This window comes from Sphingobacterium chuzhouense (assembly GCF_014692525.1).
Classification (GTDB): Bacteria; Bacteroidota; Bacteroidia; order Sphingobacteriales; family Sphingobacteriaceae; genus Sphingobacterium; species Sphingobacterium chuzhouense.
This window is the reverse complement of the sequence record NZ_JACNYL010000006.1, coordinates 76,366-99,975: the sequence shown is the minus strand read 5'-3', so window position 1 is coordinate 99,975 and position 23,610 is coordinate 76,366. Positions and strand designations below refer to the sequence as shown.

17 protein-coding genes and 1 riboswitch are annotated in these 23,610 nt (G+C 43.6%); of the genes, 10 read left to right on the top strand and 7 right to left on the bottom strand.

Annotation, left to right across the window (positions count from 1 at the left end; genetic code table 11):
* Window positions 1-20 precede the first annotated feature (20 nt).
* On the bottom strand, window positions 21-719 hold the full coding sequence (locus H8B21_RS19380) for an RNA polymerase sigma factor (RefSeq protein ID WP_190315508.1): 699 nt from the start codon (window positions 717-719) through the stop codon (window positions 21-23).
* Between the two features lie 91 nt (window positions 720-810).
* On the opposite strand from H8B21_RS19380, the gene H8B21_RS19375 reads away from it, so the two are divergent.
* The 4 genes from H8B21_RS19375 (at window position 811) to H8B21_RS19360 (ending at window position 6,209) form a co-directional block, all read left to right on the top strand.
* The gene (locus tag H8B21_RS19375) at window positions 811-1,341 is read left to right on the top strand and encodes an RNA polymerase sigma-70 factor (RefSeq protein ID WP_190315507.1); all 531 of its coding nucleotides are present in this window, start codon (window positions 811-813) and stop codon (window positions 1,339-1,341) included.
* 49 nt (window positions 1,342-1,390) lie between these two features.
* The gene (locus H8B21_RS19370) at window positions 1,391-2,443 is read left to right on the top strand and encodes a FecR family protein (RefSeq protein ID WP_190315506.1); all 1,053 of its coding nucleotides are present in this window, start codon (window positions 1,391-1,393) and stop codon (window positions 2,441-2,443) included.
* A gap of 139 nt (window positions 2,444-2,582) precedes the next feature.
* Window positions 2,583-5,045: a TonB-dependent siderophore receptor gene (locus H8B21_RS19365; protein ID WP_190315505.1), complete on the top strand. Its 2,463-nt coding sequence runs from the start codon at window positions 2,583-2,585 to the stop codon at window positions 5,043-5,045.
* Window positions 5,046-5,051: 6 nt separating this feature from the next.
* Window positions 5,052-6,209 carry a PepSY-associated TM helix domain-containing protein gene (locus H8B21_RS19360; RefSeq protein WP_190315504.1) on the top strand — a complete coding sequence of 386 codons (1,158 nt, stop codon included), beginning with the start codon at window positions 5,052-5,054 and terminating at the stop codon, window positions 6,207-6,209.
* A 5-nt stretch (window positions 6,210-6,214) separates the two neighbouring features.
* On the opposite strand, the gene H8B21_RS19355 is transcribed toward H8B21_RS19360, so the two are convergent.
* Window positions 6,215-6,481, bottom strand: a complete 267-nt coding sequence (locus H8B21_RS19355) for a 5-oxoprolinase (protein ID WP_190315503.1) — start codon at window positions 6,479-6,481, stop codon at window positions 6,215-6,217.
* A 53-nt stretch (window positions 6,482-6,534) separates the two neighbouring features.
* A riboswitch (SAM-I-IV-variant riboswitch) is annotated at window positions 6,535-6,628 on the bottom strand.
* A 103-nt stretch (window positions 6,629-6,731) separates the two neighbouring features.
* On the opposite strand from H8B21_RS19355, the gene H8B21_RS19350 reads away from it, so the two are divergent.
* The 6 genes from H8B21_RS19350 to H8B21_RS19325 all read left to right on the top strand — a co-directional run bounded on the left by H8B21_RS19350 (window position 6,732) and on the right by H8B21_RS19325 (window position 13,761).
* Window positions 6,732-7,835 carry a nucleotidyltransferase family protein gene (locus H8B21_RS19350; RefSeq protein ID WP_190315502.1) on the top strand — a complete coding sequence of 368 codons (1,104 nt, stop codon included), beginning with the start codon at window positions 6,732-6,734 and terminating at the stop codon, window positions 7,833-7,835.
* A 603-nt stretch (window positions 7,836-8,438) separates the two neighbouring features.
* Entirely contained in the window at window positions 8,439-8,606 is a 168-nt protein-coding gene (locus H8B21_RS19345; RefSeq protein WP_190315501.1) for a hypothetical protein, read from the top strand.
* Between the two features lie 42 nt (window positions 8,607-8,648).
* Window positions 8,649-10,631: a fimbrillin family protein gene (locus H8B21_RS19340; RefSeq protein WP_190315500.1), complete on the top strand. Its 1,983-nt coding sequence runs from the start codon at window positions 8,649-8,651 to the stop codon at window positions 10,629-10,631.
* Window positions 10,632-10,738: 107 nt separating this feature from the next.
* Entirely contained in the window at window positions 10,739-11,662 is a 924-nt protein-coding gene (locus H8B21_RS19335) for a DUF5106 domain-containing protein (protein ID WP_190315499.1), read from the top strand.
* Between the two features lie 10 nt (window positions 11,663-11,672).
* Window positions 11,673-12,131, top strand: a complete 459-nt coding sequence (locus H8B21_RS19330; RefSeq protein ID WP_190315498.1) for a S24/S26 family peptidase — start codon at window positions 11,673-11,675, stop codon at window positions 12,129-12,131.
* A gap of 4 nt (window positions 12,132-12,135) precedes the next feature.
* The gene (locus H8B21_RS19325; protein WP_190315497.1) at window positions 12,136-13,761 is read left to right on the top strand and encodes an ABC transporter ATP-binding protein; all 1,626 of its coding nucleotides are present in this window, start codon (window positions 12,136-12,138) and stop codon (window positions 13,759-13,761) included.
* Here the strand turns inward: H8B21_RS19325 and H8B21_RS19320 are convergent, their stop codons facing one another.
* The 5 genes from H8B21_RS19320 to H8B21_RS19300 form a co-directional block, all read right to left on the bottom strand.
* Complete coding sequence (locus H8B21_RS19320) at window positions 13,762-17,826, bottom strand: hybrid sensor histidine kinase/response regulator transcription factor (protein ID WP_223815149.1); 4,065 nt, start codon at window positions 17,824-17,826, stop codon at window positions 13,762-13,764.
* A gap of 71 nt (window positions 17,827-17,897) precedes the next feature.
* Entirely contained in the window at window positions 17,898-19,097 is a 1,200-nt protein-coding gene (locus H8B21_RS19315) for a glycoside hydrolase family 88 protein (RefSeq protein WP_190315496.1), read from the bottom strand.
* 2 nt (window positions 19,098-19,099) lie between these two features.
* A complete protein-coding gene (locus tag H8B21_RS19310; RefSeq protein WP_190315495.1) occupies window positions 19,100-20,662 on the bottom strand; it encodes a DUF4832 domain-containing protein in 1,563 nt (520 codons plus the stop codon).
* 49 nt (window positions 20,663-20,711) lie between these two features.
* The gene (locus H8B21_RS19305; protein WP_190315494.1) at window positions 20,712-21,905 is read right to left on the bottom strand and encodes a SusE domain-containing protein; all 1,194 of its coding nucleotides are present in this window, start codon (window positions 21,903-21,905) and stop codon (window positions 20,712-20,714) included.
* A 51-nt stretch (window positions 21,906-21,956) separates the two neighbouring features.
* Window positions 21,957-23,606, bottom strand: a complete 1,650-nt coding sequence (locus H8B21_RS19300) for a RagB/SusD family nutrient uptake outer membrane protein (RefSeq protein ID WP_190315493.1) — start codon at window positions 23,604-23,606, stop codon at window positions 21,957-21,959.
* Window positions 23,607-23,610: the final 4 nt, after the last annotated feature.

Here is a 23,610-nt window from a genome sequence, read left to right as displayed (position 1 = left end):
TATTTTTTTTAATTTTTTTCTTAGGAGCTGTGGAAGAGCGAATCAACAATACAAAGCTGCTCCCGATAGGTGGCCAAAAACATGTGGAGTGTTAAAATGCTCACCCACATGTCCCTGTCCCTGAATACGAGCCTTAACTGTTCAAGGGCGCGGGAACGATTCGTAAATACAGCGGCAGGGCTCATTTTTAACCGTTCGCAAATTTCTTCCGTCGTTAGGTCTTCAAAATAGGTCATCCGAAAAACGGCCTGCTGTTTTTCGGGCAACTTCGTCACTTCATCGTGGATGGATTGTAGAAATTCCGCCCGGATTATCTTGATGTAGGTATCGGGATCGATATTTTCCAGATTTTCATCGAATTCATATTCAAATTGCTGGGATGCATAGGCGGATTTGACATAATTGATGCTGAGATTTTTGATGACAACGTATAAAAAAGCATTGATGCTTTCGGAACTCTCGAAGCGTGCACGGTTCTGCCATAGCTTAACGATGCTATCCACCATAATCTCTTCTGCGACCTCGTTTGTTTTCACGATGGATTTTGCGAAATAGCGCATTTTTCGTCCGTGTTTCTTAAATAGCGTGTCCAGAGCGGACGGATCTCCGGCCTGCAGAGCCCCTAGAAGAGCCTGATCGATATCGAATTGCCGGAATGTTCCCATAATAGTTGCTTTGATCGAAAGTAGGATAAATAGGTAGAAAACGCTTTCATTCATACGAAGATACGATTTTATTTTATTTGGGAATTTATTTTTATGGATCTCTATTTGTAATTATTCTAAATAAATATCTATATTTATCGCCCGAATGGAAGCCATAAATGATAGCGGTTATGTAATTGATGAAAAGACATTCAATGAGCTATATAATGCACATTGGAGGGATCTGCTTCGTTATACCTATCATTTCTGTGGTGATTTAGCGGTTGCCGAAGAACTGGTTCAGGATGTATTTTTATCCGTTTGGCAACGACGGGAGACCATTGGTAGCGTGGATATGCGGTTTGATCGTTATCTCAGACGAGCAATTCGTTATAAGATTATAGATACGCAACGCGCGAAGACCAATGAAAAGAAATACGAATGTGAACAACAGCTGAATCCAGATACAACGATTTCCAATCAGACAGAAGAGGCCATCCTATTCGACGACTTAAACGAACAAATAGACCGGCTACTGGATCAACTACCTGTCAAATGTCATCAGGTGTATAAACTGAACAGAAAGCAGGGCATGGATAAAAAAGAAATTGCCGATGCCTTGTCTTTATCCGAAAAGACTGTTGACCATTACCTGTATAATGCCCTTATGTATTTGCGGCTGCATCTTTCCAAATAACTTTTCTAGGCTTAAAATGAGCGCGTTATGACTTTTTTTCCATTTTTATATGGAAAAAAACCAATCTCGGACGATATGTTATATGATGGGGATGAAAATTACACCTTCTTTGATCCGGAAATACCAGCAAGGAGCATGTTCGCCGGAAGAGCAACGTGCCATGGAACATTGGCTCGAATTCGGAGAGGAGGAGTCGGGAGCGGACGACTTACCAAGCTTTTCGGAAATCCCGAACGAGGACGAGATTGGCGTTCGGATGCAGAGACAGCTTCAAGAAGCGATTAATCGTGAGCATACGGAAAAGACCGCAGCAGATGACGACATCGCAGGGTCGAAAATGCACACACCGGTACGGATGTATGTTGTACGTGTAGCAGCAGCGATGTTGCTGGCATTATTTGGCTACCTGTTTTTTCTTAAAGATAACGTCGAACAATATTTCCCTATACCATATGTCCAGCAGCCAGAAACTTATGATACGCTACGTACCGATTTTGGACGGAAAGCTAAAATCGTACTATCTGATGGCAGTACAGTGTATTTAAATGCAGGAAGTAGATTGGTGTATCCAAAGGAATTTGCCTCATCTTCCCGTCGGGTGTTTTTAGAAGGGGAAGGTTTTTTTGAAGTTGCGAAACAAAATGGAAAGCCATTTTTGGTTAATACGGCTCATACCTGTACCGAAGTGCTTGGAACGAAATTCAACCTATGTAGTTTTAAGGATGAGCAACGCACTTATCTTGCTGTCGAGGAGGGGAAAGTGAGGTTTACCGCTTCAGGTAGCCAGGACACCCTATTATTAGCCGCCAATGAGGCAGCGATGCATGAGGGGCAGTCCATAACGGACTATAGCGGAGCAGACAAACAGGGTAGTTGGAAAGACGGCTACCTGATATTTGATAACCACACACTTCAAGATATCGTTCCTGTGCTGGAACGTTGGTATGGTGTCACGATTACGCTTACAGACAGTAAATTGGCGACATATCGCATGCGGGGGCGCTATCACGATGCTTCCGTGAAACAGATACTCGATGATTTGGCGTATGCTACCGGAATTAGCTTTCGTATAAAAGAAAAATCGATACGCATTTATCCATAAACTTATCAACTATGCATCCTACATAAAACAAATTCATAAACAAATATATCCCGGACCGCAGTCGCCAAACATAGATCCGGGAAGTTGTTTATTCGACCATTAGTGCTTAATTAACAATCAAAAAACATTTATCAAAAATATGTATTATTTATCATTGAATACGTGGAACAATATAAAATATAAGGGTTGTACTACGTTTATTCTTTCACTTGTCTTTATTTTCAACGTCGCTGCACAGGGAAACCTACTTCAGAAAAAAATCAGTATCGAGCTTCAAAACGTTAAACTTTCCGAGGCGATCAAAGCCATTGAAACAGCCGCCAACTGCAGTATAGCTTATAGCGAGACCTTTGTAGATACAGATCGTATCGTGACCGTCCGTGCCCAAAATATCCCGCTTAGCGATGTGCTGAAACAGGTATTTGGTAATCTAAGTAATGGGACGAAAGTCCGTGGCAACCAGATTACGCTTGGGCGTCCAATAGATACTAATACAATAGGTTTTAACGTAAACGCATTGGAAATAGATGAGGTGGAGGTTTTCGGCGAGCGGAACCAAAAGCCGGAAAAATTGGATGCCATTACAAGGCTTCCCCTGCAGCCATCGGAACAGATACAGAGCATCTCGATCATTTCCGAAAAACTTATTCGCCAACAGGGTGTGCTGACGATCCGTGACGGTGTGCAGAATGTACCAGGCGTATATACCTTCTCCACCTACAACAATACCAAGGAAAGTATTGCCTCTCGCGGCTTCCGTGGTATTCCAACCTTGAAGAACGGTGTACGTGTCTATGAAGATGGATTGGGACAGGGATTTATTACCGATATGGAAGGTGTAGAAAGCATACAGGTACTCAAAGGGTCTAATGCGATTACACAAGGGCTTTCTGCTGACATCGGCAATTCGGGAGGTGTGGTCAACATCGTTACGAAGGTACCGAAGTTTGAAAATACGGGTTATGTGTCGATGCGCGCCGGTAGCTGGGGGCTGCTTCGTCCGGCTTTCGATGTACAGGGAGTTATAAATGAAGAGAAAACCTTAGCCTTCCGGATCAACGGCGCGTACGAAAACCGTGGAAGCTACCGCTCGGTGATAGAGGGGCAAAAAATATACGTTAATCCGTCATTGGCATGGAAGCCCGATGCCAAAACAGACGTTTTTCTGGAATTGGATTACCTGAATGATAGCCGGACGCCCGACGCCGGAACCGTAAATCTGGCCGATATGGGTACAAATGCTATCTATAGTTTGCCTTATGACAGTTACCTAGGTTTTGAAAACGATCGTTATACGACAAAAAACATGACGTATACGTTACGGCTTAACCGTAGAATGACAGATCAGCTCAGCTTGCGCGTTGCGTATTTCGGATCAACTTTAAAGACAACCAATCAAAGTGTATACCTCGCTAACGTGCGGGATAGGGAAGCCAATATCCGAGCCCGCAGCATCATAGGATCGACAGTAGAAAACAACAATTCTACACTTCAGGTAGATTTGGTGGGGACAGATATCTATACCGGTGGATTGTCCCATACATTGCAGGTTGGAATGGATTACAAAGCGAGTATGATCAAAAGCTATTTGCCTTCCAACAATTTATTGCGGATCGATACGGTGGATATCTTTGAACACCCTACGAATGTACTTCCTACAACCAGCCGCTTACAGTGGAATGGAATAGCGGTTACAGATGTATTGATCAATTCGTATGGGATCATGGCGCAGGATGTGGTAACCGTGGGTAAATATGTGAAGACAGTTTTAGGTTTGCGCTACAGTGCATCGGAGACGCAAAGCAATGCGGTCTATGGAACAACCCGTGGAGACGCATGGAATCCGCAGATTGGCGTCATTGTTTCACCGTGGAAGGGCTTGAATGTTTTCGGGTCTTATACGAGCAACACCAATATAAATGCAACGGGCATTATAGACCGGGAAGGTAAACCGCTGGGTCGGTCACGCTACGACCAGTTCGAAGTGGGGGCAAAAACGCAATGGCTCAACGATCGCCTGCGTTTTAACCTTACCTTGTACAAAATCAACAACCACAACCTGCCTATGCAGATTTATGAAGGTAATGTCCCTACACCTTTTTATGAAAAAGGGGGAAATGATGAGCGCAAAGGTGTAGAAGTTGAATTGACAGGTAGGCCACTGCCGCAATTGGACGTCATAGCCGGTTACGCCTATATCGACGCCCGATACAAAGACCATACGTCGTACTATTTCAATTCTGCTCCGTTGAATACGCCAAAGCAAACCTATAATGTATATGCCAATTATTTGCTGGATAGGGGAGCTTTGAAAGGTCTGTCCGTTGGTGCAGGAGCCTATTATATCGGTAAACGCCCCGTCAGTGATTGGTCGAGGGTCGTTGATGAAACACATGGTATCCAACCGGGTCTTAAACCTTTTGATATCGCTGCTTATACAACCGTTAATGTACAGGCTGGTTATGGATTTTCAAGGCATTGGGATCTTCGTCTGTTCTTCAACAATGTATTTAATGAGATTGGCTTCAACGCCTACCGCACGCTTTACATCAATCAGACGGATCCGCGCAACTTCTCGGCCATATTGACCTATAAGTTTTAGTAAAATATGTTGGGATACGTAAAATTTATCCATCGCTGGCTCGGACTTTTATCCGGGCTGGTGGTTTTTATACTGGGGGTTACCGGTGCTTGTTTGGTGTTCGAGGAAGATATCCTGTTATGGGGCAAGCCATATGCATTTGTAGAACCCCAAAAAAACACATTCATCTCTCCGGATATTATACTGGACAGCGCGAAAGCGCAATTGCCCACGGAAACATCTGCGGTTAGTGTTTGGTACGGCGCGCCCTACCGCAGTGCCCGTGTCACCTTTTCAGACAGCCAAAGCCATGAAAAAACGGAAATATTCGTTAATCCGTACAACGCTGCATATATAGGGAAAGAGGTGACGGATGAGGAAGATCACCACGCTGGTTTTTTCCATTTTATGGAGGAGGGGCATATTCATTTATGGTTGCCGGAAGAGATAGGTAGACCTATAGTGGGTTATGGTACGGTTATTTTCGTCGTTATCCTGTTAACCGGTATCATATGGTGGTATCCTAAAAAATGGACGAAAGGAACTATACGGAAATCGTTTTTGATCAAATGGGATGCAAGTATCAAAAGATTTACTATAGACCTGCATAATGTACCTGGCTTTTATACCATGCTGATAGCACTTATATTGGCTATTACCGGGCTGTACTTCAGTTTTCCGATTATCGGTAAGATGACCTACTGGATGGCCTCTGGAGGGAAAGAACCGGTCCAGGTACAGTTCCCGTCTTCTGATACGACATCTGTGATGAATAAAACGACTGAAGAAATGTTGCTGCATATTTGGAACCGGCATTATGTGCCATCCGATCCGTCATCCCTCAAACAAATCTTTATCAACATCCCTTCCGGCGCTGCTGCACCTTGGATAGTAGCGCTTAACGAGCATAAAATAAGCTCCCATACCGTTGATCTAAGGTTTTACGACAGGTATTCGGGACAGGAATTGTTTAAGCGCAATAAGGAAACAGGTGAAATACTTCATCACGATATCGCATATAGATCCATGCTCTACCATTACAATATACATCTGGGACGGATTGGCGGCCGATTTACACAATGGCTGATGTTTGTGGTTTCCCTCATATGCGCTTCGTTGCCTATTACCGGTTTCCTAATTTGGTATCAGCGCCGGTGGGGAAAGAAGAAGCCTGTAAAACGTTAACTGCATTATCCCACGGCAACGACTGTATTATCTTCCGTCAGTTTTATGGGCACGATCCGGATCGAGGTGAAGCCATCGTCGCGGCTGATGATCGGGGATAAGTTGACACCTTTTCTGGCAAGGGTAGTGAGGACGGCCGTGCGAAAAGTGGCACGGTTTGATCCCCACCCGTTGCCTGTTACGAGCTCGTTGTTAAGGTCAATCAGTTCGGGAATACTATAATGGATGAACTGCTGGAGAAGGTGATTGTAAAGATTGTTTGCTGTTTTCATACAATTTAAAAATTAAAGCGTTTAACCATAAATTGTATCCAGAACAATAGGGAAGTCTACGTTTTTTTTGGACGGTGCCCGTATTTTCTTTCCACCGTGGTGACTACACTCGGTTGGCATTGCCATAGGCAATTCTGAATACACTACAAATCTAGTAGACTTTTTTTAGGAAAGCAAAATTTTTTGTCCTTCTTTGTCAAATCGACGTCAATGTTTAGAAAAATATAGCTAGTTTTGAAAAAACGGATACATGGAGGATAACCTAAGGAATACATTTTTTGAACTACTACGTATGGGGCTTTGGGGGAAAGGAACGCTTTCTGTTGTCGAACCTTTGTCCGATGAGGACTGGGCGGTGGTTTATCAATATGCATTGAACCATACGGTGGAAGGTATCCTATTCGACAGTTTTTCGTTGTTGACGGAAGAGCAATTACCGCCTCGGGCGCTGCGCATGAAATGGACAGTACGGGTCGATCAGATCGAACGCTATAACTTACGAATGGGACAAGTTACTGCGGAGCAGTTTAAAGATTTTGTTCAACTAGGGACAAAACCAATTCTATTGAAAGGACAGGGCGTAGCGAGCTGTTATCCAAATCCGTTGCATCGCATATCGGGAGATATTGACTGGTATTTTGAGGATGATGGATATGATGAAGTCGGTAAACACTTGCAAAAAAAAGGTATTCTAGTTGATTCAGCTTTGGGTTTTAGTTTGGGTTACGATTGGCAACGTATACATATTGAGCACCATCGACGTCTGTTTGATATCCGCAGTCTTTTTAAGGCGTCTTACCTGAAAAAACTAGAGAATACGTATCGTAACAAACAACAGTCGGTTTCAATAGAAGGTCAGGCTATTACGTTATTGGCTCCCGAATTGCAGATATTGCAAGTGAATGTCCATATTTTAAAACATTTGCTCTCTTTTGGTATTGGTTTGCGCCAAATTTGTGATGCTGCCATATTATATCATGCTTATAGCGCTAAAATCGATTCAGCGCAGCTTCGGCTTATGTATAAAAATGTCGGTATTTTGAAATGGGTGCATGTGTTGCATGGTATACTCGTTAAATATTTGGGTTTGCCCAAAGAAGATTTACCCTTTCCTTATCCGGCCAAACAAGAAGTGGATTGGATGATGGAGGAAGTGTGGCATTCGGGCAATTTTGGTTTCCATGATAAACGTTACCTAGATGGTAAGGTGTCTTTTGTGTCAGTTCAGCCAGATGGCGCTCGTCGAATATTGCGAAGTATGCGCTTATATTTTAAGTATGCTCCCCAAGAGGTTATCTTTTTCCCGATACGACGTGCAACTGCCCGGTTGACTGCTCTTTTTTCCGGTCGGTAGTCGCAATTTCTACTCAAGACTTATAACCAATTAACAAGTCCTTCCCCTGCCAGATCTCCTGTAAGCTATACGCTAGATCTATTTTTAATTTATACATTTAAAGGTTGCCTAGATAATTTTATCTGTTGAAGATAAAGACCTTTCTCTCTATATACCCAGATTATCCTTTACTTTTTATCTTAATCGTTTCTTTGTCGTAGTTCTACAGCTACAAAAAAGTCAAATTTTTGCAAACAAAGCAAATACTTTGTTTGTTGTGTTTCTGTTGTCCTAAGGCTGTTTTTGGCGCTTTATGGATGCATAAACATAATTTGTTATGACAAGGAAACAATTTAATTCTTTGTTTGTCTTATTGTTATTATGTAGTTTTATGAAGTTTTTGTAGCTGAAAAGCTATAATGTTGTTATTAATTAACTACCAGATGTATGAAAAGTTATGCTAAACTGCCGGCTAAGAAAGCGATGTTTTTCGTTCAAACATTTGCTTATGCTACTAAAATTATGGAGTCCCTCCAACTATGGTTTCTGCGCTTTATATCTGTTTGGTTAACCACTAAGAAAACGATTAATAATCACCATATAGTTTAATTAAATAGTATAAATATGAAAACAAAACAAAAGAAAGAGTACGTATCGCCTCAAATAGATGTGATACTTGTCGAATTAGAGGAAGGCATTGCCCAGACCTCGGGAGTAGATGCAGGCGCTAGTCCGTCAACGAGCGGTTGGACGCAGGGAACCGGGGATACGAATGATGGGGAAGCGTTCTAATTAGGCAGTTACTTAAATTATTAAAAAAAAGAAAAGACAGATATGAAATTTATACGATTAAAAAGTGTCAATTGGATGGTTGCCATGGCACTATTGGCTCTTCCGGGAGCGTTGGTAACAAGCTGTTCAAAAGAAGCCACGCCGACCGAAAATGTAGAGCCAAAAAGTGATCAATTGGTTATCTCGGTAAAAGGGATTAATAACCAGCAATCGGATGCTTCCTTAAGACAAGGACTTTCGTCTAAAGGAAAAGCGAGCGCTGCGGCGGTAGCACAGACAATATATGAGTTTTCTGATGTGGATATGGCCGTTTCTGTAGGTAACAACTTACCGGTTAAATCTGTAAACTTAGCGTCGAGGAAAAGCGGAGCAAATGGCCTTAAAGCTAATGTGCCTGAGAATGCAGAGTTGATGGAAGATGGCTTGAAGTATGTTGTATATCTCTATGAAGGGTCTAATTTCGTAAAATCGATCGAATTAGCTGCTGGAACTGCTGGTACGATCGACGGGTTGAATCCTGAAGGCGAATACACTTGGGTAGCGCTTTCTTATAGTAGTGAAGAAGACGCACCCGATCTAGAACCAGATACTGACGTAGCATTGCCGTTAAATCAGGACGTTTTATATGCGAAAGGCACAGTGAACTTGGCGCAGCAATCAACTATAGAAATTTTGTTTAATCACGTTTATTCTCGTGTTGGTATTGAGCTGAATACCATTGGTGTCTTTGGTGAGATAACCGGAACGCCGACAGTATCGGTATCGGGCTTGAATTTAGCTGCAGGTAGCTTGAATTTGTTAACAGGCGTGCTTACGCCGAGTACCACAACAACTGAAGCAAGTTTGGGTTGGACGGATTTTGACCGCGTAGATCCTGCTTACGGTGATCAAATGATTGCATATGTATATACTGCTCCTGTTGCAGCGCAAACCGCCACTTTGAATGTACAAAATCTCTCGATTTCGCATGCCGATATTGGTGATGTGTCGCGTACATTCTTCACGACAGCAACTGATTTTTCATTGAATGTAACACCTCAGGCAGGTCAAAGCCATCATTTGTTATTGAATGTGTTAGAATCTCCGTTGACAACTAGTTATGGTGGTCAGACTGTAAGATGGGGACGTTCGAACTTGTACTATAGAGGCGATAACGGCGGGCTACGTGATTACGCTTTTTATGCGAACAATGGTCTAACCGCAAGAGCCGATGGATACTTCCCTTTCGGCGGGGTCCTTCCTGGTACATTTGCTACCACGGAGACAATCGGTGATCCTTGTGCATTAGTTTATCCAGCCGGTCTTTGGAAATCACCGAGTAAGGCTGATTTTAGTGGGCTAGTTTCGGGTGATGTCGAACTTAATGAATTGACATCAGCATTGGGTCCCTTAGGTCAGGTAGTTGATGCGAGCGGTATCACGGGATTATTGAATATTGTTACTAATTTGTTGGGAGGGGTATTAGGCACAGCTGGGTTTAATACAGCTGCACCAAATTCAACACTTGCACCTACCCCTTATAATTATGCTCAATATAGTTTGCCAGCACAGCCTGGAGTTCCTACTACAGGGACTAATGCGTTTGGTAACGCAGGTCATCCTTCTAACAACTTGCGTTTCTATTACAATGGACAAGTTACTGATGCTACTGTTCTTCAGGCAATCAATAATGGGGGCGGACTAGCTAGTGTCGGTCTGACAGACTTATCAGACGAGAATCAAGGGGTTATAGATGTAGATGTTCCTATTCTTCCTAGTTACGGACGCCATGCCGGTCTATGGACAAATGAGCAAGGAACGGATATTCTTGGTTTGGTTGACGCAGGTACTTGGGGTTATATGGCTACAGCAAGTAGGAGTATGGAGCTTCGTATTGGTATTCCACCCTTGGCATTAGGCGATAGGTATGTTCTAGCACGAAATACCGGTGAGTTATTGAATGGCGTTAGCGCGTTAGGTGTTGACGTAGTTAGTACTTCCCTTAAAAACGTTCGTTGTGTACGCGCGCCTCAGCCTACACCATAGTTTTAAACATTTAACGATATAAAGAGCCATCCGCCAACTGGCGGGTGGCCTTTTTTGTTTGCGTAATTACGCGGAAAAAGCTAACTTAACCGCAAAATCACCAAATTATGAATTTAGTATTTCTACATAAGGGTAGGCTATATCGGGCAATAGCCATCTTACTGATTTGTATCTCTTGTGGCAGCCCACGGGAAGGGCAATCTGTGCAAAATGGCAATGTAAATGCGGAGAGGGAAATGTTGGGATCGATACCGGCTAAGCGTTTGCTCAGCTATTGGAATGGGTTTAATTTTAAAGCAAAAGTACAGACCGTTAATCCAGATGTAGTCGAACAGAAGTTAGTAGATTTTATCGCACTGTTCCCCACCGTGCCGGACACCGTTGTGCAAGTTGCTGTGCATGATATGCTAAAAAAAGCATCCGTAGAACCGCAAAACTTCGCTTATTTTCTGGATAAATATAGCCACTACCTGTACGATCCAAATTCGCCAATGCGAAATGAAGGATATTACGAGCAGGTCTTAACATACCTTACAGCGGATGAAACATTGCCGCAGGAAGAAAGAAGTAAGTATGCCGTACTGTTGGAGCTCGTACGAAAGAATCAAGTCGGAACGGTGGCAACCGATTTTGAGTATTTGGCGAAAGACGGAAAATACCGAAGCATGCACGAGGGAACAAAACCATATAAAATGCTGGTGTTTTATGATCCAACTTGTACACACTGTGCAGCTATGATGCAGGATCTTGCACAAACGCCCGCTGTACACAATTGTATAGAGAATGGTTTTTTAGAGATCGTATCGGTAAGTTTGCATCCTGATAAGGATAGTTGGACCGGCTATCAAAAACGGATACCCGATAACTGGATCAACGGCTGGGATGAAAAGGGAAGGATTATTAATGATGGTCTATACAATATACGGGCCTATCCAACCATCTTTTTAATGGATGGAGCGAACGTCGTGTTACTGAAGGATGCACCACTCGATGTCACCTTACGTTATTTGGTGAATCTGGTTTCTCGTTAACAAAGAACAAATGGATAAGAATGATGCAGAGGTTACCTTGATAAAAAATGCCGAGTTCTTCAAAATGGTAGAACAACATCTGGATGAAGGTAATCAAGTCTGGATTCCGGTAGTGGGTAAAAGCATGGAGCCTTTCCTACGGGAAAGAGATACAGCGTGTTTACAAACGGTAGGGGTAGCGGATATCGCTGTAGGGGATATCGTGTTGGCAAAATGGCGGCAGCGGCACGTGCTACACCGAGTGGTACGAAAAGAAACAAACGAATTGTGGCTCGTGGGCGACAACAACCTCGTGCAGGTAGAAAAGATTCCTGCCGCAGATTTGATTGCGGCGGTAGTCGAAGCGCATCGTGCGGGAAAGCCATTGTCCGTTTGCAATACCCTTAACAAAAACTTGGGTATAGTATGGTATTACCTGCGCTTACCTCGACGTGTAGTCGCCGCGATTAAACGTAGGATTTGGGAGTAGAAAATTGGAGCATAAACTAGCGTATCAAATAAAATGGGCATGGGCTTTTTCGAAGCCTTATCGGAGTGCGTTGCTCCTTTATTTTTTAGCGGAGCTGGTTGCCTTGGGGCTATCCTTGCTATTTATTTACTACTCGAAACATGCTATTGACTACGCGATTGCAGGCGATACAGCCAACATGAAACAATCGTTGTGGTTGGCGATATGGAGTGTCGTGGGCGGTCAAGGAGCGAGTTTGTACGCTTCATGGGTAAACGACCGTATGCGTTCCCGGATGTTGGTACGCCTGCAGCAAGAAGTGGTAGATGCACAAATGCGGGCAACATGGGCGTTGGTGAAAAATTGGCATACAGGAGATATCATGGTGCGTGTCAATACAGATTGCCAAGAGGTGGTACAGATGATCGGTACAACAGCGCTAGACGCTATTATCACCATTTTCCGGTTGCTCTCGGCTTTTGGTTTCTTGTGGATCATGGATCCGATGCTGGCTGTAGTGATACTTTGTATTTCCCCGTTGGTCGTATTTTCGAAGTTGTACTTCAAACGGCTCAAAAAGATGAACCAGGAATTGAAACGCGCAGAAAGTAACCTGGGAAATGTCGTCCAGGAAAACATGCGGTTTCGCTTGGTCATTCGAGCCCTAGGATTGCAACGGATCCGTTGGGACAAGGTAACGGGAAGTCAGGAAGCTATTTATGCCATGAAAATGCGCGTCTTGAATTTCTCTACGGTTTCAAAAGGTATTTTGCGCTTTACCGTCAATGCGGGTTTTTTGCTCACGTTTATCTGGGGGATTTTTCGGTTGCATGCCGGAGAGATAACGTTTGGTACGATGTCGGCCTTTTTACAATTGGTGGGGCGTATCCAAGGACCTGTTTTGACATTAATGGGATTTGTCCCTACGTTTATCCGGTTCCGCACGGCATTGGAACGCGTAGATGAAATGCTCCAGTCGGAGAAAGAAGAAGAGGTGGAAGCAGAATACCTGCCTAACATACAGCAGCTACGCTTACGGGGTGTGGGCTTCCGTTATGAAGATAAGGGGGTATTCCATCAGTTTGATGCAGATTTTGTCCGCGGCAAACCTACAGCCGTAGTCGGCGCAAGTGGAAAGGGAAAGACAACCCTTATTCGTTTGCTGCTCTGCCTGCTCAAGCCCAATAGCGGCTCTTTGCAACTCCATGCAGATGGACGTGAAATACAGTTGAGCAGTGCACATCGCACAAATTTTGCCTATGTGCCGCAGGGCGATAAGCTGTTTAGTGGAACGATACGCGAAAATTTACAGGTGAATAGCCAGCCGGTTTTGGAAGAGCGTATTCGGGAAGTGTTGGTAACAGCTTGCGCCACATTTGTGTATGATCTGCCCGAGGGTTTGGATACCTTGGTGGGTGAATCCGGTTATGGGCTTTCTGAAGGGCAGGCGCAACGGGTAGCCGTGGCGAGGGCACTCTTGCAGGACTGTGCCGTTTGGCTGTTTGATGAGGTGACTTCTGCCCTCGATCCATCAACAGCGGTCGAACTAGCCGATCGTTTAATAGAAGCCGGAAAAGACAAAATATTGGTTTTCGTAACCCATGATCCGGTGCTAACCGAACGGTGTAGTCAGGTGGTGTATATTTCGTGATCAGTCACGTACGCTGGCTGATTTCTTTTTAAATTCTGAAGGGCTCATCTCAAACTGTTTTTTGAAGCATACACTAAAATATTTTGCGTTGTTGAAACCTGTCTGATAGGCAATCTCTGCTATGGTCAGATCAGACTGCTCTAATAAATAGGCGCTTCTTTTCAATCTAATATTCAAAATAAATTCTTTTATAGACATGCCTACAATGTCGTGTATTTTTTGGTATAGGATAGTTCTACCCACATTCATATCCGAAACAAAATCATCTACTGAATAAAGTGGATTGGAGATGTTCAGTTCGATAAATTTCATCGCCCTTACCAATAGCTCTTCATCCATAGACGTGATCGTTACTTTGGCTGGATCGACCACCAAGCGTTTGCTATACATTTCCCGTAGTTCTTGCTGGTTTTTCAAGATTGCTTCGGTCTGTTGCAACAGATATTCGATATCGAAGGGCTTATCGATAAAAACGGTTGCTCCGTATTCAAGGGCCTTAATTTTATTTTGATTTTCTTCCCCAACGCCCGATATCATGACGATAGGGATATGGCTGGTCTTAAAATTTTGCCTTAAGCGACGGCATACTTCAAATCCGTTGCCATTAGGCATGATGAGATCTGTAATGATCAGCTGCGGATATATTTTTTCAGCTTTGATAATCCCTTCCATACCGTCGCTTGCCGTATACATATTGTATTTTTGTGAAAGACGCTGTTCAAGGTAGGTACGCATAGCAGGATCATCTTCTATCAGCAGTAAACTGTTGGCTTTTCGTGCATTCTTGGTAGGGCTGTCGGGCTCTGTATCATCCAACATGACGTCGTCAATCTCCGAAATGGTATAATCATAAACGTTCCCGCGCATACTACCGGTGCTCGCTTCCTTTTTCAATGGTAGAATAATTGTAAAAGAAATTTTGTTGGTTTTGTTGACCATCCAGATGTTTCCCTTGAGTACATCAACCAATTCCTTGACAATAGCGAGCCCCAATCCTGAACTCTCCTCGAAGGTGGGCCGATGGGAAGACAGACGGTTAAAAGAAGTGAAAAGGGTAGCAATTTGTTGTTCGGAGAAGCCGTCACCGCTGTTGAGTACTTCGATGGAAATATATTCTAATTCGGCTTCCGCCCGTTTTTGAGGTAGCCTCGCCTTCTCTTCTTCAGTAGAACTATATATGCGCACGCCAACATAACCCTTATTTGGCGTATATTTTAAAGCATTGGAAAATAAATTGGTCAAGATTTTCTCAACGATATCATAGTCGAAAGCGACATATACTTGATCCTTATATGCTGAAATATTCGTTTCTATCTCCTTCTTATTTGCATATAATTCAAACAAACTAAAGACATCACGTACAAAGTTGATAATATCCCCCACCTGAGGATGTAACGTGATTTTTTGACTTTCTATTTCTCTAAAGCGGAGTAGCTGGCTTATCATACGTTGAATCCGCGACACGTTTTTCTCGATGAGCTGCATGTAAACGGTAGCGTGATTATTGGCGTCCAGCGTTTCCTTGAGTTGTTTAAGTGGTTGCAGTACCAAAGTGAGCGGGGTTTTCAGATCATGCGAAATATTCGTAAAAAAATCGGTGCGGGCTTGATTCAGTTTCAGTATATTTTGCTCTTTTAACGCTTCGAGTGCCAGACGCTCCTGGAACATCTTTTTATCGGTGTAGTAACGGATGATGAAAAACAATAATGAAATGACAATAAGGCTATAAAAACAATAGGCCCACCACGAAAGAAAGAAAGGGGGATCTATATGCAGATAGAGCCGTGATATATCGTCTCCCCATAGCCCATCATTATTAGACGCTTTTATTTCAAACGTATAGCTGCCGCTAGAAAGGTTGAAAAACTGTACAGACTTATGTGGTGTATTGACCACCGTCCAGTTATCGCTGATTCCCCGCATGCGATACGCAAACTGGTTCTTATCCGCAGCCAGGTAACTGTTGGCTGAAAATCGAATTTCTATGTTGGATTCGCTGCTGGAAAGCCGTATTCGTTCGTCCCGTCTGTTCGATAGGCTGGAGATGTCTTTTGACAGCGGGGAGGAAGCAGAACTAGCTGTTACCTCGGTATTGTTCACCAGAAAACCGGTAAAGAACACGCGAGGTTTCTGTGGGTTCTTACCGGTGTGTGCAGGGTCAAATAGCAAAAAACCGTTGGTTCCGCCAAAAAATAACTCCCCTTTTGCTGTCTTGTAGGCCGCGCGTATATAAAAAGATCCACATTTGTTTTCTTTATAAAAACGTGCCTTCTCAAACTTGGCGGATTTGGGATTATAACTATAAATGCCATCGCTGGTACTCAGCCAGATTCTCTTCGAACTGTCGTCTTCCAAGATACCGAACACCATCTTTGGCGGAAACCCATTGTTGCTGTTGAAATTGAGGTAAGTGCCATCTTTCTTCAGTACGTTTACGCCTCTTCCTAATGTGCCTAACCATAAATCACCGTTTGAAGATTCGTGGTGGCAGGATAGATTGTTGGCGGAATAAGGGGCGTCTTGAATCAGATAATGTTTCAGGACTTTAAGCGTATTTCGATCAACAACATATAATCCTTGTTGTGTAATCAACCGGAGGTTATATTGGTTATCTAAATACAATGTGGCTATATCGAGGTTTAGCTTTTCATCATTTGCACCGATAATTTTAACAATTTCTGTATCCGCGTTTTTCTTTCTTTTATATAAAAAAGGTTGGTTGGGATCGGTCATCCACCAAGTTCCTTCTTCATCCTGTACGAAATCGTATATGGTGAGTGGCTGCCGGCTTCCCGGGAAGAAGAAATGGAGATCGTTGAAAGTACGACCAGCGGGGTCATACGCCGTAAGGCCGCCGCTAAACGCAGAAATCAAAAGACGTTGGTTCTCCGAGTCAAAACGTAAACGCTTGATCATGTTGGAGTTTGGTGAATCTGTGGATGATTTTATAAAATGGTGGAAGGAGTCGTTTTTCCGGTCCCAGTAATTGAGCCCGCCACCTTCAGTTCCGATCCACATGTTGCCCAATTGATCTTCTTGGAAACTACTGACAATTGGATGGTTAAGTCCTCCTGGACTGGGATTAAAATAACGTACGTGCGCATCGTATAGCGAGCAGTAGGCAATCTTACCGCCATAGGTTCCGATCCACGCGCCTTGATTAGGATCTGCATAGATGGTCCAGATCGAATTATTCGGTAGTGAAAAAGGATCATTCAAGTTCAATCGAAGAAAACCGCGCTCTTCTTTGATTGGATTATATAAGAACAATCCAACCTGGGTGGCCACCCATATTACACCAGTTTGATCAAGAAATAGGCCTTTCGCTAATGCCGGCTGGTTGTTCGCAAAGGATACAGGGATATGGCGTCTTATTGTTCCCAATGTATCGGTGACAAAGATACCACCTCGTTGGGTGAGGTGGTAATAGAGCCCTTCATATTCCAGTACGTCAACAAGGGTATGGGAAGGTTTGTCTAAATGGATAAACGGTACCAATTGCTTCTCGCTTTGGTGCAGTTTATAAAGTGTGCTTTCATGCGACACATACAGGTCACCATTCAAACTTAGAATTTTACTGTAGAATTTGTCTTTGGGCAGCTGAAAACCGTTTAATGTATTGTTTTGTGAATCATACCACAAAAGACTATCTCTGGATAATATATATAGTTTGCCGTCATCATGTTGACATGCAGATCGTATGCTGCGTTGTACGGCGATATGAAATTTAAATTGCTCATAATCGAAGCGTAGCAAGGCATGATTCGTGAAGAGAAATAGTTCTCCTCGCTGGCTGGCGATTAGAGAACCATACCCCCATTTGACGGTAGGATTGAGGGCGGAAACGAGTTCGTCTAATTGATGGAAGCTATTCCCGTCATACATAAAGATAGCGTCAGTACCAGTATACCAAATTCGCCCTAGACTATCTTTTGCTATGCTCTGTATTCCACCGTAATAGGAGGTTTCAGGCATCACGTGAAACCGGTAGCGTGACGTATCAATCGCAAAAGCGCACTGTAAAAAGAAAATAAAAAAGCAGAATAATAGACTGTATTTTTTCATTTTATAATGAACATTCCTCCGGATTACATGCCAATGTACTATAAAAATTGTTTAGCCCGTTACTTCTTATCTTAAATTTTTTCCCTTAGCCTGGTCAAAGCTTCTAAATAATAGTAGTCTGCATAAGTGAGCGGCACATCTACTTCTGATTGGAGAGGATATGCACCTACACTATGCTTTAAGATAAAATAACCATTTTCGCCGAGAGTAGCCGTATAGGCCGGAGACGCCATTGTCTTAACCTGGACTTTGGCAACGTGCTCATATAGCGATGCGCGATCTTTATCAACATAATTACTTAACTCAATCAACGCCGACGCGGTGATAGCCGCTGCGGATACATCGCGATAAGTGTCCGGAATATCGGAACTGTTATAATCCCAATAGGGAATATAGTCATCAGGCATATTGGGGTGATTAATCAAATAGTCTGCGATATGCTGGGCTTGTTTTAAATAACGCTCATCTTTCGTCTCCCTGTATAGATAGGTATAGCCGTAAAGTCCCCAAGCTTGCCCTCTGCTCCAGGACGATTCGTCCGAGAAACCTTGATGTGTTTGTTTCAAGTGCGGTGTGCCGCTAATTGTGTCATATGAGACGACATGGTAGGAACTGTAATCGGGTCTAAAGTGATGCTCCATCGTTTTGTCGGCGTGGGATAACGCAATCTCCTTGAAACGGGCGTCGCCCGAATAGGTCGCCGCCCACAACAATAACTCTAAATTCATAATATTATCGATGATAACGGGGTACTGCCATTGTTCGGTATTGTGATCCCAAGACCGGATCAATCCTACCTGCGGACGATAGCGGGTACCTAGCGATTTAGCAGCGGTAAGCATCACTTCTTCATATTTTTTATTGTTTGTGAGCCGATAGCCGTTGCCAAAACTACAATAGATCATAAAGCCGACATCATGATTGTCTGTCGTATATTTCTCCCGCTCGACACGATCCGTATACAATTCCGCATATTTTAATACAGCGGGATTTTGGCTGTTTTCATAGATATACCAAAGCGAGCCTGGAAAAAAGCCGCTGCACCACCAGCGTGAGTCGGAAGAAACATCTTTGCCGTTTTCGTATGTCCGGGGGAGTCTTCCTTGCTGATCTTTGTATTTTTCCGCCATCAACAAGGATTGTTTTTCGGCAAAAACAAATGCGCTGTCGATTACCGCTTTTAAGACCTGGTCGTCATCCGCTTCCGGACGTTCGGTACAAGCGAACAGTCCGGACAGGATGATAAAGTAACTAAAGAGTTTGTTGTACATACTTATTGTATTTGGACGTTCAGAAGTTTCACCCACCCTTCTTCGGTTATCTCATCGTTAACGGCAAGCTTTATACCGGGCTGGTTGTCCTTTGTTGTATCAACAATAGCGATGGCCCAGGTATATGTTCCCTGTGGAAGATCGACAATAGTTTTGAAATTGTAGGTTACCGGCTTATCCTTTAGCCAATCCGAGGGCTCGCTGGCGGTATCCAATAATATCTTCTTTACATGATCGTCCGCATCAAGAAGTGCAAAAGCAACTTTATATTTATAATTCCATTGTGGGATATTGTTCGGAAAGTATCCCCATCCCATGTTTCGCCAACGGTGCGTAATCTCTGCCTCGGTGCCGCTTCTCACCGTTTCCGGCAGATAAACCTGATCAGGAAACAGACGATATCCTCCTTCTGATACAAAGCGCTGCACGAGGTTGAAAGACTTTTCAAACCATGAATCGGTATCTCCAGAGCGGAAGTCCATCATATTGACACAGGCCTCTGCCGACGCTTCAAATTCTCCTTGCCGCACATCTTCGGGATGGCCTTCACGGTATCGGCCACTCGGATCTGTCCAATAACGATGCGTTCCGGAAGTAATCCATCCCCCTTCCATTAAGATCGGTCGTTTAAAGTTCCACGATTTGGCAAACTGCTTTTCCCAACTTTGGTAATATTCTGTCATACCAAATGCATCTTGCCGAAGGCTATATCCTTTGTTGATCATTTTGGTCAATAGCCTATCACTGTTCGGATTTGGAGAACCCCAGCTTTGTGGATGGCCAATCAACCGGTGGTAGTTGATAACTAAAGGTATTTTAGTGAAGGTTCTGGTGTATAAATCGGAAACCCAGTCGATCAATTCTTCCTTAAGCGTCTCCGTATTAGCCCCCGTGGAGGTGTTGGGATCCTCGTAGATCACATTGTGCGCTTCACCCCACTTTCCAAAACCATAGGCGTCGATGAACGATACGAGATTTGGATCGTTGAAATCTTCAGCAAGGGCTTCGATAAATTTGGTATAGTATTGCCTGAAAATAGGATCTTGGGGCAATGGTGTGATACGGGTAGGAAAGGCAGGGTTCTCCAGATAAGATGCAGCGCCGGCATCAAAGACAAACTGGGGTGTATTCATTCCTTGATCGCGGCCATCGACCACGATGCGAAAAGCAATTGGCACACCTCGTTCTTTAGCGCCATTGATCAATCGGGCAATCTGTGTGCTCGGATCTCGCCAAGCATAAACCCCATCGGCCGGATTGAGTGACGACCAGCTCGTCCGCAAGTAGCAGGCGGATGCATAATCTATAGCTTTTACCCGTTTCCCCAAATCCGGAACATAGTATTCCTGATCCCAGAAGGTGGGTTCTGCTGTCCGCGCGGCATACATGACCCACCCATTTAATGGATTGCGTAATACGGCGCTCCGATTGTACTTCGTGCTAACCAACGTTCCGTTAATGCTATCGCCTTCTGCCAGATCATTTGAAGTGCAAGCAAATGATTGTAGACATGTAAGGGCTATCAACGACAATTTTATTATCGTCCTATAATTTGATGTTCTCATATTTCGTGATTAAAAATTTCTGAAGAAAGTGTTTTATCTATTCTATTTTTCATCTTTGACTAGCGACCATAGTCTTGTTCCGGATATCAAGAATAATAAAATTGGTACCGGAAGGAAGGCGGAAATACGCATTCCGTTCATTGGCGCTATAACCGCTGAATACATTATATGTCGTCCCGTGGGTCACCGGTGTATCGGTGCTGGTGTTGTTGCCGGTATACACGTAAGACTGGTTGTGTGGCGCAACGCCGAACTTTGTTCTGCCGTTGATCGCTGGGCCGGCGTACACAAATACTTGTGGATCTGCTGTACTCTGCGTCCAATTACCGCCTCGCCAAGACCATCCCGTAGGTTCTCCATATTCCCAAAGATCATTAACAACGGTTGTCTGTAGGTTTCCGTCGAGCATCCATTCCACAACCGCTGGTTGCAGAGCTTTCGATGGAGAGTAGATGGTGGCCGTTGCTTTTTGCATATTGACTACGATACGGTATTCTCCGGGATTTTCTATCTTCCAGGAAACTGGATTTTCACGGACGACAACATCAATTGACTCGCCATCTTTTAATGTCCCGTCGCCATCTGCAGGACTGATATAGTTTGTCTCACCATTAAACTCTATAGGAATTTGCAGTTCTCCTTCTTCTAACTGTAAGAGATGTGCATATATGCCGTCATTCTCCACAGTTGTACCCATCTCCAGCTTACTGATGCCGGGGACAGCCGTTCCGTCAAGAAAGACTTTATCCGCATCGAACACAATAGTTTTGATCGGTTGCACATTAACGCGTACGGTACGTACCTCCGGTGATTCGAAGGTGGCGCCGCCTTCCCATTGTGCTACAATCCGAAATTCTAATGTGAAAGGTGTATTAACAGGTAACTTCCATTTTTGATTGGCCCAATTCTGTATCTGTTCGGAAGTAAAACTCCTACTAAATATACCGTCGTCTTCATAATTCATAACCGCGGTGGACGAACCAAAGTTGTTGCCAACGACATCCAGCTTTGAGGTATACAAGATAATATGATCGTTCAATACCGGTCTTGCGGGTTTCCATGTGAACGTAATAATGTCGTCTGTTAAATGGTCTGCATCCAATGTAATGTCCATGGAGGAGGCTTGCAATTCCAGATGCTCTTCCACCTTGTCAATATCTTGAATTTCATAGCTACATGCATGTAGCCATAATGTTAAGAAAGACAGTAATCCTATTTTATATAGGTTATTTATTCTTTTCATGCGCTGTTCTTTTTGTTGAAAATTTATTGTTGGCAGTTATCATGGAACATATTATTTGCCATATCCATCGTTTTGCGGAAACTCGGCATCGCGATTGGCATCTATTATACCCTGTGGAATAGGCCACAAGGCATGATAAGCCTGTACTTTATTCTTGATAGCGTCGTTATAAGTTTTGACGCGATCCACATATTTGTCGGTACGGATTAACGTGAAACGTCGACTTTCTTCACCAACCAATTCCCGGATACGCTCGTCGAGCAGAAAATCCATAGTTATATCACTTGCCGTAATGATGGATGCACCTGCTCGCTGGCGAACTTCGTTTATAGCCTCGGCGGCTTTTGCTTTAAAAGCATCGCCTTGTCCGATATATGCTTCTGCTAACAGCAAATAGGTTTCGGCTAAACGGAATTTCATGCGATCCTTATAGCTACCTGTTAGACTCAGGTTTTCCGAGCGTCCGTAGAAAAATTTGGTCAATGCGGGAAATAGGGATTTTGTAGATGCCCACGTTTGATCTGTAATGTTCGCTTTTTTACCCAATAGGGCGGCGTCACCCGGGTTGTTGTAATACCAGTTGCGCTTGATGTTGTAGTTCGAGTTGCGGATATCCGTCGTACCAAAAATACCAGGAAAATTTCCAGTAGCGTTGGTGCCCCCTGTGCCTATCCACCATTTCATTGGCACGATCTGCGCCAAACCGCGTCCACCTAATGTGTCAGCCAAGACAAAGCCTGAAATATCTTGATATTTTGGGTTCCATGCCCTGCGGGTCCAGTCGTCGGAATTTGTACCGCCACCAATAGTGTTAAATTGAAACTGTAAAACAAAGATACTTTCTCTATTGCCGCTTTTTCTGTTTTGATTATTTTCCAGGAACATATCACTGAATACGTCGCCTGCCTTGTCTTTATTTACTCCGAAACGCGTTTTCATCAAATCGTAATGTCCGCTATTGATTACTTCCAATGCAGCGCTTTCCGCCAATGTATATTCTTTCTGCAACAGGTACATTTCGCTCAATAAATGAAAGGCAGCCCATTTGGTCAGTTTTCCTTCTAAAACTTGATCTGGATTAGCAGGAAGATATTCGGTAGCAAATTTAAGGTCGTCTACAATATGCGCCAACACCTCGGCTTTTGGAGTCCGCGTAAAGTTAAGCTGAAAATCATATAATATCGTCTCCACATAAGGTACATCGCCATACAGGTAGATTAACGTACGGTAGGCATAGGCACGGAAAAATCGAGCCTCTGCCTGAAAGCGTTCCTTGTCTGTTGGATTATCCCAGTTCGTGTTTTTTTCGGAAAACACCAAGATTTCATTGGCAGACGAGATAAGGCTATATGCCCAGTTCCAATACGTTTTAACAAACTGTTCCGCAGAAGTCAATGTTAAGTTGGCAAAGGGAAGGAGAGAACCATCGCTGTTCATCGCATCTACAATGTCTGTAGCCGCTTGCAAAGCTTCATAAGGACAAGCACCATTGTGGATAAATGCACCGCCTTCGCCATAGGTATTGTATTCTGCACGAGTTAGTGCATACAGCCCGGCAACGCCTACCTCAAACCCATATGTGCTTGTTAGTGTATTGGTAGGAGACAATTCTGATTTTAAATCCTCCTCCAAAAACTTTTCACACCCGCTAATGGTCATCATCATGATGACCGCAAATCCTGATCTTATAATATTGTTCATATTC